General features: G+C 47.7%; 16 protein-coding genes and 1 pseudogene. 14 read left to right on the top strand and 3 right to left on the bottom strand.

Going from position 1 to position 16,047, the window contains the following annotated elements; translation table 11 throughout:
- Window positions 1-181 precede the first annotated feature (181 nt).
- From yycF to ABIA61_RS16665, 6 genes are read left to right on the top strand one after another with little or no spacing between them, the layout of a single operon-like run.
- The gene (gene yycF, locus ABIA61_RS16690) at window positions 182-913 is read left to right on the top strand and encodes a response regulator YycF (protein WP_014278963.1); all 732 of its coding nucleotides are present in this window, start codon (window positions 182-184) and stop codon (window positions 911-913) included.
- Window positions 910-2,739, top strand: coding sequence for a cell wall metabolism sensor histidine kinase WalK (walK, locus tag ABIA61_RS16685; protein WP_044648119.1), 1,830 nt, complete (start codon window positions 910-912; stop codon window positions 2,737-2,739). Before yycF ends, walK begins: the two co-directional genes overlap by 4 nt.
- A complete protein-coding gene (locus ABIA61_RS16680; protein WP_404581027.1) occupies window positions 2,736-4,079 on the top strand; it encodes a YycH family regulatory protein in 1,344 nt (447 codons plus the stop codon). The genes walK and ABIA61_RS16680 overlap by 4 nt, the downstream gene beginning before the upstream one ends.
- On the top strand, window positions 4,076-4,198 hold the full coding sequence (locus ABIA61_RS16675) for a hypothetical protein (RefSeq protein ID WP_404521380.1): 123 nt from the start codon (window positions 4,076-4,078) through the stop codon (window positions 4,196-4,198). The genes ABIA61_RS16680 and ABIA61_RS16675 overlap by 4 nt, the downstream gene beginning before the upstream one ends.
- Complete coding sequence (yycI, locus tag ABIA61_RS16670; RefSeq protein ID WP_283653988.1) at window positions 4,168-4,932, top strand: two-component system regulatory protein YycI; 765 nt, start codon at window positions 4,168-4,170, stop codon at window positions 4,930-4,932. The genes ABIA61_RS16675 and yycI overlap by 31 nt, the downstream gene beginning before the upstream one ends.
- Window positions 4,933-4,938: 6 nt before the next feature.
- Window positions 4,939-5,745, top strand: a complete 807-nt coding sequence (locus ABIA61_RS16665; protein ID WP_283653987.1) for an MBL fold metallo-hydrolase — start codon at window positions 4,939-4,941, stop codon at window positions 5,743-5,745.
- Here the strand turns inward: ABIA61_RS16665 and ABIA61_RS16660 are convergent.
- Window positions 5,714-5,920 carry a hypothetical protein gene (locus tag ABIA61_RS16660; RefSeq protein ID WP_283656356.1) on the bottom strand — a complete coding sequence of 69 codons (207 nt, stop codon included), beginning with the start codon at window positions 5,918-5,920 and terminating at the stop codon, window positions 5,714-5,716. The two genes, ABIA61_RS16665 and ABIA61_RS16660, sit on opposite strands and share 32 nt — an antisense overlap.
- A 485-nt stretch (window positions 5,921-6,405) precedes the next feature.
- On the opposite strand from ABIA61_RS16660, the gene ABIA61_RS16655 reads away from it, so the two are divergent.
- Window positions 6,406-7,641: a S1C family serine protease gene (locus ABIA61_RS16655; RefSeq protein WP_283653986.1), complete on the top strand. Its 1,236-nt coding sequence runs from the start codon at window positions 6,406-6,408 to the stop codon at window positions 7,639-7,641.
- 89 nt (window positions 7,642-7,730) lie between these two features.
- Here ABIA61_RS16655 and ABIA61_RS16650 read toward each other — a convergent pair whose 3' ends face one another.
- Window positions 7,731-9,452, bottom strand: a complete 1,722-nt coding sequence (locus ABIA61_RS16650) for a cellulase family glycosylhydrolase (protein ID WP_404581026.1) — start codon at window positions 9,450-9,452, stop codon at window positions 7,731-7,733.
- Between the two features lie 235 nt (window positions 9,453-9,687).
- Here ABIA61_RS16650 and ABIA61_RS16645 point away from each other — a divergent pair, with 235 nt between their 5' ends.
- The 4 genes from ABIA61_RS16645 to ABIA61_RS16630 all read left to right on the top strand — a co-directional run bounded on the left by ABIA61_RS16645 (window position 9,688) and on the right by ABIA61_RS16630 (window position 12,306).
- Window positions 9,688-10,452: a class I SAM-dependent methyltransferase gene (locus ABIA61_RS16645; protein WP_404581049.1), complete on the top strand. Its 765-nt coding sequence runs from the start codon at window positions 9,688-9,690 to the stop codon at window positions 10,450-10,452.
- Between the two features lie 108 nt (window positions 10,453-10,560).
- Window positions 10,561-10,728 (top strand): CxxH/CxxC protein, encoded by a 168-nt coding sequence (locus ABIA61_RS16640; protein ID WP_081750721.1) that lies wholly within the window; start codon window positions 10,561-10,563, stop codon window positions 10,726-10,728.
- A 119-nt stretch (window positions 10,729-10,847) separates the two neighbouring features.
- On the top strand, window positions 10,848-11,786 hold the full coding sequence (locus ABIA61_RS16635; protein WP_404581025.1) for a DUF6597 domain-containing transcriptional factor: 939 nt from the start codon (window positions 10,848-10,850) through the stop codon (window positions 11,784-11,786).
- A gap of 28 nt (window positions 11,787-11,814) precedes the next feature.
- Window positions 11,815-12,306 (top strand): DinB family protein, encoded by a 492-nt coding sequence (locus ABIA61_RS16630; RefSeq protein WP_404521375.1) that lies wholly within the window; start codon window positions 11,815-11,817, stop codon window positions 12,304-12,306.
- Between the two features lie 83 nt (window positions 12,307-12,389).
- On the opposite strand, the gene ABIA61_RS16625 is transcribed toward ABIA61_RS16630, so the two are convergent.
- The gene (locus ABIA61_RS16625) at window positions 12,390-12,734 is read right to left on the bottom strand and encodes a helix-turn-helix domain-containing protein (protein WP_404521373.1); all 345 of its coding nucleotides are present in this window, start codon (window positions 12,732-12,734) and stop codon (window positions 12,390-12,392) included.
- Window positions 12,735-12,911: 177 nt separating this feature from the next.
- Between ABIA61_RS16625 and ABIA61_RS16620 the strand changes: the two genes are divergently transcribed.
- The 3 genes and pseudogenes from ABIA61_RS16620 to ABIA61_RS16610 form a co-directional block, all read left to right on the top strand.
- Complete coding sequence (locus tag ABIA61_RS16620) at window positions 12,912-13,745, top strand: DNA-binding protein (protein ID WP_404521371.1); 834 nt, start codon at window positions 12,912-12,914, stop codon at window positions 13,743-13,745.
- Between the two features lie 178 nt (window positions 13,746-13,923).
- Entirely contained in the window at window positions 13,924-14,403 is a 480-nt protein-coding gene (gene rlmH / locus ABIA61_RS16615) for a 23S rRNA (pseudouridine(1915)-N(3))-methyltransferase RlmH (protein ID WP_013312768.1), read from the top strand.
- Between the two features lie 191 nt (window positions 14,404-14,594).
- A pseudogene (locus ABIA61_RS16610) lies at window positions 14,595-15,417 on the top strand (IS3 family transposase); the annotation flags it as partial.
- Window positions 15,418-16,047: the final 630 nt, after the last annotated feature.

Below are 16,047 nucleotides of genomic sequence, written 5' to 3'. Positions count from 1 at the left end.
AGGCCATGTTTTTCTGCATGCTTAACAGTGGGTGCAGGCATGGCTTTTTTTGTGTAAGAAAAAGGGGCTGGACAAGTAATAGAATGGCGTGCGGGTATGGTAGAATAGAATAAGCAACTTATGGACACTGACAAACGAAAGTTAATATATAACATGATCCGTAGGAAGAGGTGAGCGCTGTATGCAGGGAACGATTCTGGTGGTGGATGATGAACAGCCTATCGCTGATATTTTGAAATTTAATTTGGAAAAAGAGGGCTATCAGGTGATTTGCGCCTTCGATGGAATCAGCGCGGTGGATATCGCAGTCAAGCAGCAGCCTGACCTGATCTTGCTGGACCTGATGCTGCCGGGGATGGACGGCATGGATGTGTGCCGCGAGGTGCGCGGGCATCAGCTCCAGACGCCGATTATTATGCTGACCGCCAAAGATGGGGAAATCGACAAGGTGCTGGGGTTGGAGCTGGGCGCAGATGATTATGTGACGAAGCCGTTCAGCACACGGGAATTGCTGGCGCGGGTGAAGGCACAGATGCGCAGACAGCAGCGCGGCGGGGCAGGCACGTCGGAAAGCCGTTCGCAGGAAGAGAAGCAGGGGCTGCGCGTGGCGGACCTCTTTTTTGATACGGATATGTATACAGCATACAAAAACGGTACACCGCTCGATCTGACGCACCGGGAGTATGAGCTTCTGTATTATATGGCTAAAAATGCCGGGAAGGTCATGACAAGGGAGCATTTGCTCCAGGCGGTGTGGGGCTTCGAATACTACGGGGATGTGCGGACGGTGGATGTGACGATCCGGCGGCTGCGCGAGAAGATTGAGGAAAACCCGAGCAAGCCGGAGACGATCCTGACGCGCCGTGGACTCGGATACATTATTAGCGGGGGCAAAGGTGGCCTGCGGGCATGAGATGGCTGTCTTTCTTTCGCACGATTCATGCGAAGCTGATCATTATTTATGTGCTGTTGATTTTAGTGGCGATGCAGCTGATCGGGGTCTATTTTGTCAGCTCCATGAAGAACTCTTTGACGAGCAACTTTACACAGGACTTGCAGGCGCGGGCGGAAATGCTGTCCGTGCTGGCAGAGCAGGATCTGAACGGCAGTGACGGTAAAATGGAGGAAGACAGCGTGGAAAGTCTGCGCGCACGCGTGAATAATCTGTTTGATTTTAGCGGTGCAGAAATTCAGGTATTGGATGCCAGCGGCAAGGTGCTGATTACTTCTCAAGGCTCACACGCCGATTATGTCGGACGCAAAAATACGCAGACGGTGGTCAGCCGTGCACTCCAGGGTATCCGTGACAATGAGGAGTACATGGTGGACGAGGATAATGTCCGCAAGAAGGTCGTCGCCAAGCCCGTCATCAGCCAAGGCAAGATTGTCGGTGCGGTGTATATCGCCGCCTCGATGACGGAGCTGTACGATACGATGAAGCGCATTAACAATGTGTTTCTCTCGGGTATGCTGATTGCGCTGGCGTTGACGGCTGTGCTGGGCGTGGTGCTGGCGCATACGATTACGCACCCGATCAAGGTGATGACGCGTCATGCGACAGAGGTTGCCGAGGGCAAATTCGACCAGCAGATGCCTGTGTTTGGCGACGATGAGATCGGCAGGCTCAGTGTGGCCTTTAACTATATGACAGGCCGCTTGCGCGAGGCGTTGTCACAAAATGAAGAGGAGAAGGAAAAGCTCTCCTCCATCTTGACCAACATGAGCGACGGAGTGGTCGCTACAGATGACAATGGCCGGGTTATTCTGGTCAACCGCCGAGCCAGTGCGATGCTGGGCGTGAACGAGAACGAAATGACCGGCAGACATATCGCGGTGCTGCTCGGTATCGACCCGGAGGAAACCGAGGCCCTGTACAGCGGTTCTTCGGCTTCCACGCTCTTGCAGCTGGAGCCAGCGGGTCAGGACGAGCCGATCGTTATCCGCGTGACGTTCACGCCGATTCATCGGCGGGAATTTGGCATCACGGGAACGATTGCGGTGCTCCAGGACGTGACGGAGCAGGAGGAAATGGAGACGACACGTCGGGAGTTCGTAGCGAATGTATCGCATGAGCTGCGCACCCCGTTGACGACGATCCGCAGCTATGCCGAAGCGCTGGATGACGGCGCAATGGGTGAACCGCAGCTCGCGGAGCGTTTCGTAGGCGTGATCCGCAACGAGACGGAGCGTATGATCCGGTTAGTCACGGATTTGCTGCATCTGTCGCGGCTGGATTCCAATGAAGCGCCCTTGCGGATGCAGCCTGCGGATGTGATGGAAATGCTGGACGAAGTCGCGGATCGATTTTCTTTTCAAATGAAGCAAAAGCATATCCGGTCTGGAATGTTCGTGGAGCAGGGGATCGGCAAGGTCGTGATTGACCGGGATCAAATTGAGCAGGTGCTGGACAATCTGATGTCCAATGCTTTGAAATATACACCTGAGGGCGGAAATATTCGGATTGAAGCTCGCCGCAATAGTGAGGGGATGCTGTCTATTTCGGTACAGGATACCGGGATAGGGATTCCCAAAAAGGATTTGGACCGGATTTTTGAACGGTTTTACCGTGTGGACAAGGCCAGATCGCGCAATATGGGCGGTACGGGACTAGGGCTGTCGATTGCCCGGGAAATTGTAAAGGCGCATGGAGGCCAGATTTTTCTGGAGTCAGAATATGGTCAAGGGACCTGCACAACCTTTACGCTCCCCATGTTGGGTGAAGGGAGGGAAGCACAGTGAAGGAACGTTTGAAATCATGGGCGCTTATTTTGCTGGTTGCTTCCAGCCTTGTACAGAGTTATTTTCTGATTTATCGTCTTCCGGGCAGTGATTCTGTACTTACTTCGGAGACGAACTATGTCAAAACCGAGAGCATGGGACAGGAGAAAAAAATTGAAAAGCTCGTGTTTCCCGATAAAATGCTGATTCATCAAGGGCAAAACAAGCATACCGTTTTTTATCCGGGCGTTGCTTTCTATGATTTGATTTTTACACGGCTGGAGAGCCGGAGCTTCAACAGCTTTAAACGTCGGAGTATCCAGTCGGCAGATTGGGCGCGGATTCGCAGCGAGAATGAGGGCATGGAATTATCCTTTTCAGGCGGTGTCCCGGTTTCATTACTGGAGCGAGTTATGCGTCTGACGCCGGATTCCGTGTTTCAGGGAGAGACGATTAATCGTATCTGGATCTATATAGATGAGAAAAATGCCAAGCCGCACGCCCTCTTTTTCAGTGCCAGAGGCGATGTGGTGTATGAGGCGAATCAGTTTGATATGACGATGGAGGATATCCGGCAGCATGTGAATTTCGGTAAAAATGCCCCGTTGTACGAGCTGGTGGATAATCAGTACTATATTCCTGCAGATGACCTGGAGACGGTGCAGCCCGTGGTATATGCCGGGCTATTCACGACAGAGCAGATGCAGCGGAATTTGTTTTTCGATCCAGGGATTACGCGAAATATTCAGGAGAAGGACGGTTCCCAAATTTATACGGACAGCAAGCGCAGTCTGCAAATTAAGCAGGAGCAGCGTTGGATGAGCTATACCGATCCGAGTGCACCGGGGGCGGGCGGAAGCAGTTCGGTGAGGGATGTGCTGTCGGCAGTTGATTTTGTGAATCAGCATGGCGGTTGGGATGCTTCGTATCAGTTGAAAATGAGAAGCAGCGACGAGAACCGTACCAATGTGCTGTTCCAGCAGTATTACGGATCTTATCCGGTGCTGGATACGCCATCCTTCCGGTTTGGCACGATTTTGTTGGAAATCCAGCAGGAAACGGCATCCGTCTATGATCGTTCGCTGTTGTATCTCAAGGGCGGCGAGCCATCCTCGAAGAAGGTTATGCTTCCGGGTGGCGAAACTTTGAAGAAGCAGCTCGAAGCTGTAGCTAAAGGGAAAACGATTAGAGATCTGACCCCTGTATATCAGCCGGAGCTGATCAATGATGGGTTAAAGCTCGTTCCCGAGTGGAGTGTTACGTTGGGCGACGGTTCTGTGGCAGAGATTCACGCTGTTGCAGTGACGGCGACAACGTCGAGTACACCGCAAACGCAGCAATCTCAGGCGGTAAAGAAGTGACTGATTCAGATTTGGTGCTGCTCACACAGCATAGCACCAGCAAAGGGATAAAGCATGGCCAGGGTTATGACAGAAAGGGGGAACGGGAATGGATTGGAGCCGCGCCAAAAACGTACTGATCTGCACGTTTTTGCTGCTCAATGTAGTACTGGGGCGCCAGTTGTGGAGTGATGCGCAGGAAACGGCAGGGCCGAATCTGGATTTTACTTCGCTGGATGAAAATACGCAGCGTTTAATGGAAGAGAAGAGCATTCAGGTGTTGGCTCCGATTCCCGGGGATACCCCCCAGTTGCCGAAGCTGTCTTACACGTATGTACATGGCGGGGAAAAGGATGAGCGTGTGAAGTTACCGGAGCCGGTAGACAGCAAGCTGGTATTCACCCACGATGCGCTGGTTGAGGCATTGCAGCCGCAAATCAGGGACATCGACAACTACCAGTATGATCCGCTGGATGTTCAGGAGGAGCTTACATCCGGACAGGCAGATGCTTTTGTGCTACACCCATTGGTACAGGGAAAGTGGCCTTTATTTAATGTGAAGATGGCCCTGTTTTACAGTAACCAGAAAATTATCGGATATCGCAAAATTCAGGTTGATCTCCAGCCCTCGGATGAAGCGAAGAAAATGCTGCCCGCATCCAAGGCGCTGGCAAGGTTGATTGACAGTTATTTGCCGCGTGATGCGATTGTGAAGGATATCCGGCTGGGTTATTACGGACAAACCTTTAACTCGGATAGCCAGGTGGCTGCACCTGTATGGCGGTTTATGCTGGATAACGGGCAAGGCGTGTATTACGTGCAGATGAACGGAGATGTCATAAGTCCAAAGACAGAACAAACAGAAGGGTCTTGAACAGATATGGGGATTTCATTTACCGTGCTGTCGAGCGGTTCGACCGGCAACGCCACCGTTGTCCGGAACGAAGACACGACATTACTCATCGACGCAGGTCTCAGCGCGAAGCGTATTGATGAATTGCTGAAGGAACGCGATCTGAGCGGAGAAGAGTTGGATGGTATTTTGGTCACACATGAGCATTCCGATCATGTTAAAGGACTAGGCGCCATGGCGCGTAAATATAATTTACCTGTGTATGCGAATGAGAAGACGTGGTTTGCCATCAGCAATGCTGTTGGGCAGATTGCGGACGATAACCGCAGGATATTGGAGACAGGCGCAACACGCGAATTTGAATCGTTGCGTGTAGAGTCTTTTGGTATATCTCATGATGCGGCTGAGCCGGTAGGCTATAGCTTTTACGATGGGGCAGAGAAGCTCAGTGTAGCCACCGATCTGGGCTATGTCAGCGACAAGGTGAAGCTGGCGATTTCCGACGCAGATGTATTGGTACTGGAGTCTAATCATGATGTGGAAATGCTGCGTATGGGGCGTTATCCTTGGAACATCAAACGCCGTATTCTCAGTGATATCGGTCACTTATCCAATGAGATGGCGGGCGCGATTCTTAGCGAGCTGCTGACGGGACGGACGAAGCGAACGTATTTGGCACATTTGAGCCGCGACCACAATATGATGGAGCTGGCAAAGCTGACCGTGCGCGGGGCGATGGAGGACCGTGGCTGCTTTTACAAGGACAGTGAGTTCCGATTGTGCGATACGTATTATGACCGTCCTACACCGTGGGATAAGGTAAGTGAGTCATAAAGCTGTCTAGCTCGGCGGCTTTGCGTTCTACCTCTTCGCGGGTTACAATGCCTTTGTCCACCAGTAACTCAATGAGTGTACTTAACGCCAGAGTGTTGCGGTAATGCTCGTCTTTCAGATCCGCAAGCTTGGCAGCCATACGAACTTCATCCATAGCTGAGCGATGTTGATTCATCATACATTCCTCCTGTTAAAATATTTGAAAAATGGCGTGTGATCGGCTTGGTTTTGCCGGGTGCTGTGATACAATAAAGCTAACAACTGAAAGCTTTCTGAAAGAAAGCTCGTATCAGAAGCATAAGCTGTTACAAGCGAACGGGAACAGGCCAGAACGTCTCTATGAGACGATCATTTTGTAATAGAATAGAAGACTTGTTACTATTGTAGTCAATTGATTTGGAAATCATTCCTCCTTTTTCCTCTATTCGGAGTGGATTGCGGCGTGTATGCTGGTTAATGAGATCAGGATGCTTAGGGAGGCCCCATTTGTGGTGATTAATAAGTAGGCTGAAATGAGCTGTTGTTTCGGTCATGGGGGATATTCAATCCATTTTGGCGTTCAAACGGAGCGAGTCTCTGTAGCATAGGTTGGCGCAAGCCCGAATAGCCCTAATTTTTTAGTGAGTGTCGGTGCATGACAACGAAGGGGAGAGGATGAACATGGGCTTGTTTGATGACGATTTTTATTCAACGAGGGTATCCACGCGTGCGGCCAAAAAAAAGGCATTCAAGGCACGTCGTGGAGGACAGGAACGTTGGTCGCACAGGAACCGGAGCGTGAGTCCGGTGCAGGCCGCTGTCATTAGCGGTGCAGTTAGTGCGGTGGTTGCGGTGCTGCTGTTCAGCTTTATTACAGGTCTGCCCTCCACGACAGCGGTAACCGGAGCAAGTCATTATCCCATGCGCCAAGCGGCGGGTGATCCGTATGACCGAATTGTGCAGGCGGCAGCCAAGGTACGTCCGGCCGTCGTCAGCATCGTGAACCTGAAAGGGGAAGACGGTCATAGCACGGAGCCGTCGGCGCTTGGATCAGGTGTTATTTTCCGGATAGCTTCCGGCAAAGCCTTCATTATGACTAACAACCATGTGATCGAAGGCTCGGATGATCTGGAGATTGTAACTGTGGATGGTATCAAAAAAGAGGCGAAGCTGATCGGCAAGGATCGCATTAGCGATATCGCAGTGCTGGCGGTAGACGATAAGGGCATTAGCACAATAGCGGATATCGGTGATTCCAGTAAGCTTCGTCTGGGCGAGACTGTGATTGCCATTGGCAATCCGCTTGGTTTGGGCGATACGCTCACATCTGGTATTGTGAGCTATACGAATCGGATCATTCCCATTTCCATTAATCAGGATGGCGTATATGACTGGGAACAGCATGTCATCCAGACCGATGCAGCAATTAATGAAGGAAACAGCGGCGGTGCGCTGGTCGATCTGGACGGACGTGTGATAGGCATCAATACGATGAAAATTGCCGATACCGGTGTTGAAGGACTCGGCTTCGCGATTCCGGCCAATGAGGTCATGAAGACGGTGAATGAACTGGTTGAGGATGGCAAGATTACCCGCCCTTATCTGGGAGTATACACGGTCGACCTTAATAATGAGTATGCTCCGCTGGATGAAACACAGCGCAAGGAACTCAAGCTGCCTGACACCGTAAAGGACGGGGCAGTTGTTCTGGAGGCGCACGGCCCTGCCGAGGAGGCAGGCTTGAAGCTGAACGATGTCATTACCGCGTTCGATAGTGAACCGATCAACTCGACGCTTGATTTGCGACGCTACTTGTACGATAACAAGAAAATTGGCGACGAGCTGAAGGTTACCTTTTATCGGGCAGGCAAGGAAGAATCCGTGACGTTGAAATTAACGGATAAGCCGGAAGGCTAAGGTTTAATGGTTAGGCATAACTATAAAAAAAGGCGTTCTCCGGATCATTTTCCGGGAACGCCTTTTCAGTTTGTCGGTTGTATTTTAGGCTAGGATGCCGTTCCTGTCACACGGGTTCCGCTCTTGGTAATCTTGTAGGTCACCACATCGCCGCTCCAGAAATGGAACTTCAGCGTGACTTCACCATCCTTCACACTGTTAAAAAATTCAGGCAGCAGCTTGATGCCATTCGCATCATAGGCAGGGGCAAAGGTGTTGCCAAATTCCTTATACGGTGTCCAATCCTGCGGACCGGCATTGCCGCCATTGGTATAAACAGCTTCCATTGTGGCAAGCTGGCTGCCACGGAAGTCCGTTGGAATGGTAAAGGTTTGCGTAGTACCCTCGGTTGCGCTTAATTTTGGTGTATCATATACGATTACTTTGAAATTCCACTCTGCCCCCTTATTAAACTTGGCGTTAATGACTGCATTCTCACCATATTTACCGGAGGTGGTTAGGCTGGTAAGCAAGCTGGCCTTCAAGGTTAATGTATCTCCGCTCAGTGTGTAGTCGGTGCCCTGTTTCAGTTGCTTGTTGTTGGCGCTTAGTGTGCTCAGCTGATTGCCGTTCAGGTTTAAAGTGACCGTGGCATCCTGAACGGAAGTGCCTTTCTTCAAGTGAATGAGGTCACTGACTGCATTGGAGGAACGTCCTTTTAAGCTGGATTTCATGACATTAAAGAGTTCAGGATCGGACCACTTGTATGTTGTGCGGTTAAAATGCTGGCCATTGTCCCAGAGGATGCCTGTTAATTTTTTCTCTTTCATATAATAGGTCAAAAACTCAAAGAATTTCAGCTTTTCGCCTTGTTCAATAACGCCTGTATTTTTATCGAAGCCGAGCAGACCGTATTCGCCGACAATGACCGGAATACCTTTAGACACAAATGTGTTATAGGCGTTATCAAAGGTTTGAATAATATCGTTTTTGGTATCCTTCTCAAATGTAGTATATCCGGCAATATTCACACTAAAAGGCCAATAGCCGTAATAGTGAATGGTCGCAATCAGGTTGGGATCGTTCAGCTTGGTTATCGTGTTGTACAGCTCGTTGATTTTGTTCTGGGCAGGTGAAGTATCCAAGCCGGGCAGAACAAGTGGGCGGGTTGCATTATTACCGCCAGAGGCGCGGACGATTTTGTGGAAGGAAACATTCAGTTCTTGGAGCATCTGGTTCATTTTCGCTTCATCCGTCGTTCCTCCTTCGGAGAAACGGGGTTCGTTAATACTCTCGAACATCAGCTTGTTCGGCTGATCTTTAAAGCGATTGGCAATTTGTGTCCAAAGTGAATTATAACGAGCCAGCACTTCATCATGCTTGGGCTCCATACTGCTTACCCATAACCACGAATCATGATGGACATTGAGCATGACGTACAGATTGGCATCCAGTGCCCAGCGGACGACTTCTTCTACACGGTTCATGTAGGCAGCGTCAACGGTATAATTCGGTGCTGCTCCTATGTGTTTATCCCAGGTGACGGGAATACGAATGCTTTTGTATCCTTGGGCAGCAATTTGCTTGATCAGTGCCTGAGTAATGCGTGGATTGCCCCAGGCAGTCTCATCTGCCCCGACAGCATCCAGAGAATTTCCTAAATTCCATCCGGGCTGCATGGCTTCGACATATGATTGCATACTGCTTGTGGCGGCAGTTTGCGATGCTTGTCCGTCAGATTCGGCAGCGGCGGCAACGGACGCGAACGTGGATAATAAGAGGGTAATGGCAAGCGTCAACGACAGCAATGAAACGGGTCTTCGTTTGAACATACAGGCAGGCCCCTTTACAAAGTTATTTTTGAAAGCGCTTTCCATTGAGATACTACCATACTATTCCATTATAGAATACCTATATAATTAGTGGGAAAATCATGTGATAATTAGTTATTTTATGATTGTAAACGTTATTGTTGCCAAAATGTAAGAATGATTGTAAAATCTATGGCCCTACGCAGAAATCAGAGCAGCATTGAATAGTAAATACAGGAGGAAGAAGGAGATGAATATGAACAAGTGGGACACGGAAGAGGCCATTCGGCGCTGGAATATGCATGCTGAGAATTTTACCGCCAGATACACTGAAGAAGGGGATCGCTCTCGCGAAGTGCTGTTGAATCCTGCATTACAAGAATGCATGGGCACCCTCGCGGGTAAAAAAGTGCTGGATGCCGGGTGTGGTGAAGGTTATCTGAGCCGTAAAATGGTCAGGGCGGGTGCGCTGGTGGAAGGTGTCGATTATTCGCCGGAAATGCTGGAGCTTGCAAGAAAGCGGACACCGTCAGATTTGGGGATTACGTATCATCACGGTAATCTGGAGAAGCTGGAGATGTTCGGGGATCAGAGCTTTGATCTAATCGTTTCAAACATGGTCATACAGGACCTGGAGGATTATGAGCAGGCGATTGCGGAAATGCGGCGGCTGCTGGTGCCAGGGGGCAGCTTTATTTTCTCTATATTGCATCCGTGCTTTCAGACACCAGAGAGTGGATGGGTAAAGGATGAGGCAGGGAAAAAGCTGTACTGGAAAGTAAACCGTTATTTCAGTGAAGGCGTATTGGAGCAAGATATGCCTTATGATCAGGAGGAAAAGCTTCTGTACTTCCACCGCACGCTGGGCAGCTACGTACAGGCTATTACTGGAGCAGGTCTGCTGCTGGAAGCAATGATCGAACCGAAGCCGTCCGCAGAGATGCTGGAGCGATATCCCGATTTCCACGAGGGCCTGAACGTCAGCTATTTTCTCATTTTTAAAACCAAGCGTCAGGGATAGGAATCAAGCCCTTTTCTTTCCGCGTTAAGTGTGGTAGAACAAAAGAAGGTGTTTGTAACAGACACCAAACAACTGGAAGAGCTTCATACGGAAAGGGATGCAACTGGGATGTACGTGGTATGTAAAGAGCATGTGGAACTGGCAATTGATATGTTCGTCGATGAATACGAGGATGCACCGGATGTCGTCGATCTCAAGGAAACGAAATTTTCGGATTGGGACCCTCCAGTGAAGTGCAAGGAATGTGAGCAGAAAGCGGAATTTTTAGTCGTCTAAAAAACAAGCACGGGCGTTTCGGGCAGAAACGTCCTTTTTGTATACTAGGATTTTGCAAAATCCTCATACATATAGCTATACTTATTCCCAACAGGTGCTGAGACAGGAGTGAACGATGGATGGACCCTTTGCTGCATTCACTGTTTCGTCCGATTCAGGTCAATGGAAGTGATTCTTCCACAACCTATATCGAAAAAAGGCCGTCTGCTGCGCTGAGAGCTTATGTCGCTTGCTATTGGGAGTCCGGTCCGGTTACTGGAGAGGTTTTGGAGGGGAATCTGGGTGTTTTGTGTGGTAACGAAGCTACATTAAGCTTGTCAGGTGAAGAAGCGGTGGATCGGGTATTACCTGATGGCTGTACGGATATTCTATTAAAATACAACCCGGTGAGTAAGCGTCAGGATATCTCGTACTGCGGGACGTTTACACATCCGTTCGTGTCTGCCAGACAAGCAGGTACCGAGACACGCATTTTTGCTGTGCGATTTTTTCCGGGCGGAGCACATTATTTTCACGGCATGCCGACTCACTTGTTTACAGGCGGTAATTATCGCTTGGATGATATATGGCCCGAGAATATCGAGATCATAGGTGAGCGCATTTTGGAAGCTCGGGATTTCAATGAACGGGTGCGGATGATGGACGAGTATCTGAACCAGCTTATACTGCGCCAAGGGACGAACGATTGTGATCTGATGAAAAATCTGCTGCATCGTATTTTTGTAAGTAGTGGGAGTATGAGTGTTAAAGAGCTTGCAGAGCGCGAAGCGATCAGTGAAAGACAGATCAACCGCAAGTTCGGGCAATGGATCGGGATCAGTCCCAAAAAGTTCAGTGAAGTCGTCCGCTTCCAAAGCGTTCTGCAAAGTATTCAAAGCGGTAACCCTCTGGATTGGACGGAGCTTGCGTTGGAGCACAGCTTTTTTGATCAGGCCCACCTGATTCGTGATTTTCGCAGGTTTTATGGAGATTCTCCGCTTACCGCGGCTAAGGATTTACGGAAGTTGTCCGATTTTTACAATACACGCCCAGAGGCTTCGGCTATACTCAAAATATGAATAAGAATGGCAAAGGAGAGATGTGAATATGAGTGGAACGCTGCAAGTTCGAGATCATTTGCTGAATGAGCTGGAGACCGGAGTACGGACGGGGGAAGCCTTGATCCGTAAAATACGTCCAGAGGATTGGGGCTTTCGCCCGCAGGACAATTTCCGCTCACTTTTGGAGCTAGTGCATCATTTTGTACTCATTCCTGCTTCGGATCTTGCCATTATGCATCAGGAGAAGTCCGAGGAAGAAGTGGGGAATATTGAAAACAGCCTGTCCGAGGTAGACGATCCCGAACGCTTGGCTGCAAGTTTCAGGGAGAATTTTGAGGCGTATAAAGCTTACATTCTTTCGCTTAGCGAAGAGGATTATCTGAATCGTTCGACCAAAGCCTTTTATATGGAGCATGGACATTTGCAGGTCCAATGGCAGATTGAGACCATGACACACGTGTTCCATCACCGTTCGCAAATATATAATTATTTGAAGCAGTTGGGGCATGAAGTGAGCTTTTTTATGTTGTATGCTTGAGTATTTTTTAAAGATTTATGGAGGGCACCTGCGCGGTGCTCTCTTTTTTGATTGTAATTAAGCATTTCTGAGATGGTATGGCTCTACTCAAACGCGCGTGAAACTTCTTTACTAACTCGTCTGAGAATCCCGATTTGCTTTTCATTCAATCTGCTGGTCAACGCAACAAACTCATCTATTGCCTCTTGCCGAATAGTTTCGTCTTTAGTCATATGTTCTTTGGAAAACATCAATTCACTGATAGACACGTTTAAGGCAGTTAACACCTTTTCCAAGGTATCAATCGAAAAGTTTCTTTCGCCTCTTTCTAATGCACCAATATATCGATAGTCCAAGCTTGCGATGTCAGCCAGTTTTTGCTGTGTAAGTCCCTTTGCATTTCGAATAGCACGGATTCTTATACCCATTTGCTTGCGTAATTCTGTCATATAACCACCTCATAACAAGCTTATGGAAGATGCAGTATAAAAGTCAGGTCAAAATATATAGTAAAAATGGTTTATATTACGCATTTTAAGTAGTATAATTAATTTGTTTAGTCACTCCTTACGAGTGGTTAGCAATTCTAAATCGATAATGAGGATATACTAGAGGAGGTAATATTTTTGCAAGAGGACATTCTAAAATCACTCAAACCGGACATCATTGTTGAAATGTTAGAGATGGCTGTGGCTTTTGAAAATTGGAAGAAGGTGATGGAGACGGCAGATATTTTGTACCAATGTGTACAGCGTATCTATGAAGAACGACAGTATCATAAAGCAATGGAATTACCCATTCCGCATGTCAATTTAGAACGTCCGTTGGTATATTATTTTGGGCTCAGTCACCTGATGTGTGGAATGGTTCACCAGAACCAGGGCGCATATGAGCAGGCAAGGGAGTGCATCTATAAGTATGCTGAGCTGGGGTGGATGGAGGATTTAAAGGAAGAAGACATTCAGGTTGTCGAGGAGTTCAGGTTTTTAGCCAAAACTAATTTATATGCAGTAGATATTTTGTCTGGAAATATAGGGCTTGTCGAGGAATACGTTGCCTTTTTGCAGGATAATCTAGAGGAAATATTACCTGGGCTGAATACCATATTACAGGCAGCGCTTATGTATCATTTGGATGTAGGGGATATTTTACATACGTTTGCAGAGCAGATTGATGAATTCGGGAGTTATGAAGACGCAGAGAACATATCTTACTATTATAGCTACTGCTATCACTTGGCTTTGTACTATCGGAAGTGTGGCAGATTACAGGAAGCGGTGGGGCTTACTGTGCAGGCGATACATATAGCCGATCAGTCAGGTAACGATCGTAATTTCAAGAAATGTACAGCATTGTTCGAATCACTGCGCGAGTGGGCGACAGCTGAACAAATCAGCGAATATCGTCAGATGCTAATGCAGTGTCTTGATGAATACGAAACGGATAGGCATACATTGTGAAGATAGTAAATGAATGATCCGCTATGATCTGAACAGCGAATAGGCTCGTAACGGAGAGGAAATAGATAGGTAAGAGACGTTTCAGATGCTAAAATAACTATGTTAAAGCCATCTTTTTAAGTTAGGGATTTTAAATACGATTTTACATTATCATTCGACATAGATAGGGGTATGGAATTTGTTTATTCAACTTATAGGTGTTGGCAAGTTAAAAGAGAAGTATTTGGTCATGGGCATTCAAGAATACGCTAAACGGCTGGGACCATACATCAAGTTTCAAATGATCGAAGTAGCCGATGAAAAGGCTCCTGACACACTGAGCGAAGCGGAAGTCCGACAGGTCAAGGAGCGAGAGGGAGAGCGCATCCTTGCTCATGTGAAGAGTGAAGCACACGTGATTGTGCTTGCAATCGACGGCAAACTGTGGAGCTCGGAAGAGCTCGCAGAGGAATTGGACAAGCTAGGCACCTACGGCACAAGCCATGTTGTCTTCGTCATTGGCGGCAGCCACGGTCTCTCTGACGAAGTCCTCCGCCGCGCCCAGCAGAAGCTAAGCTTCGGAAGGATGACTTTGCCTCATCAACTGATGAGGTTGGTGTTGGTGGAGCAGATTTACCGAGCGGTGAAGATCAATCGAGGGGAACCGTATCATAAGTAATAGTAAAGCGAATCCCCCTTTTTGCATACATTTTATCTTCATTATAAAGTATATTTTCCGATGTTCATTTAGGAGAAAAAGTTGATTTCTTTTCATAAATAGTGGAGAAAATGGATCGGATACACTTAATTTTACAGAAAAAATAAGGGATTGTAGAATAAACCTATCATGTTAAGGAGCGGATCTCTACAATGCCAAAACAACAACGACGTACCTTTACCTCAGAATTTAAAAAGCAAATGGTGCAACTCTATGAAAACGGGAAATCCAGAGCAGCCCTTGTGGAGGAATATGGCCTCACAGCCTCTGCTTTAGACCGCTGGATCAAACAAGCTCAGACATCGGGTTCCTTCAAAGAGAAGGACAATCGTTCGCCCGAGGAAAACGAATTAATCGCTTTGCGAAAAGAACTCCAGCGTCTGAGGATGGAAAACGATATTTTAAAGCCATGGGACGAAAGTAGCTATCATCCAGAATAACCGTGATAAATACTCGGTATCAGCAATGTGTGACGTCCTGCAAATCGCAAGAAGTACATTTTATTACGACGCCCAAGAACGAGCCACTGAAGACGATGTCACCGAAGCTATTGTGGATATCTTTCACAAGAATCGCAAAGCCTACGGCACACGCAAGATCAAAGTGAAGCTACATGAGCGTGGGTTGATCGTCTCCAGACGCCGAATTGGTCGGATTATGAAAGAGCAAGGACTGGTTTCCAGCTACACCGTGGCACAATATAAGCTCCATAAAACTGCTTGTAATACAGACACAACGGCGTGAGTTTGAGCAAACGGAAGCCAAACGCTTCGTTGTTAGCGATCTGACTTATGTGAAGGTCCAGAACCGATGGCATTACATTTGTGTGCTGGTCGAGGTCCAAACAAGGATGCTGCTCTGATTTCCCGCGCTTTTGCGAGCGTCAAGGGCGATTTGTGTCAGATTTAGTGGTTTCATACGGACCGTGGCAGCGAGTTTAAAAATCAAAAGATGGACGAACTGCTGGAGACGTTTGAAAAAAGCTTCGTATCCATGGAACACTAGGATATATGACGCCTGTTCAGTATCGTCATGCAGCCCTTAAAAAAGTTGTCTGATTTACTGTTGACAATCCAAAGTCAGCTAATCGACCTTGGCAGGAAGGCATTCTTAATCTCAACAACTATTCTAATAATTACCCCAACAACCACTGATGCTTTGAAGTCTGTCAGAGGTTGTTTTTTTATTGAGATTTGCAGGGAGAGGGTACGGTCTGTATTTTATAGAGATTTTGTAGAGGCTAGGATTTAAACTATGAAAAAAGTTTGGTGAAAATGTAGTTATCATGAGCTGATTTCCTAAGGATCACAATAAAATTGTGTTTTGAAAAAGCAGATATTCTTCAACATTGTCAGACAAGATACTAGAAGTATGTTTTCCAAGTCTTGTCGAAAAAAGTTTATTGGCTTACACTGAGTAGGTAAATTGTCTCAAATTTAAAAATATGAAAAAAGAACTAAGATAGGCTAGCTATATGTAGATGTCCTATAATCGGTGTCCTACATCTGAGAGTTTTTTTGTGATGATAGTCTACAGCGAAACTAAGATACTAGGAAGAAGGAACTACTACATCTACCAGCAGGCCAATCAGTTTCTAAGAGGAGG

Origin of the sequence: Paenibacillus sp. RC21 (assembly GCF_044907935.1) — a bacterium.
In the GTDB taxonomy this organism is placed as follows: domain Bacteria; phylum Bacillota; class Bacilli; order Paenibacillales; family Paenibacillaceae; genus Paenibacillus; species Paenibacillus terrae_A.
The sequence above is the reverse complement of the archived record's forward strand: the minus strand, read 5'-3'. Positions and strand labels throughout refer to the sequence as shown.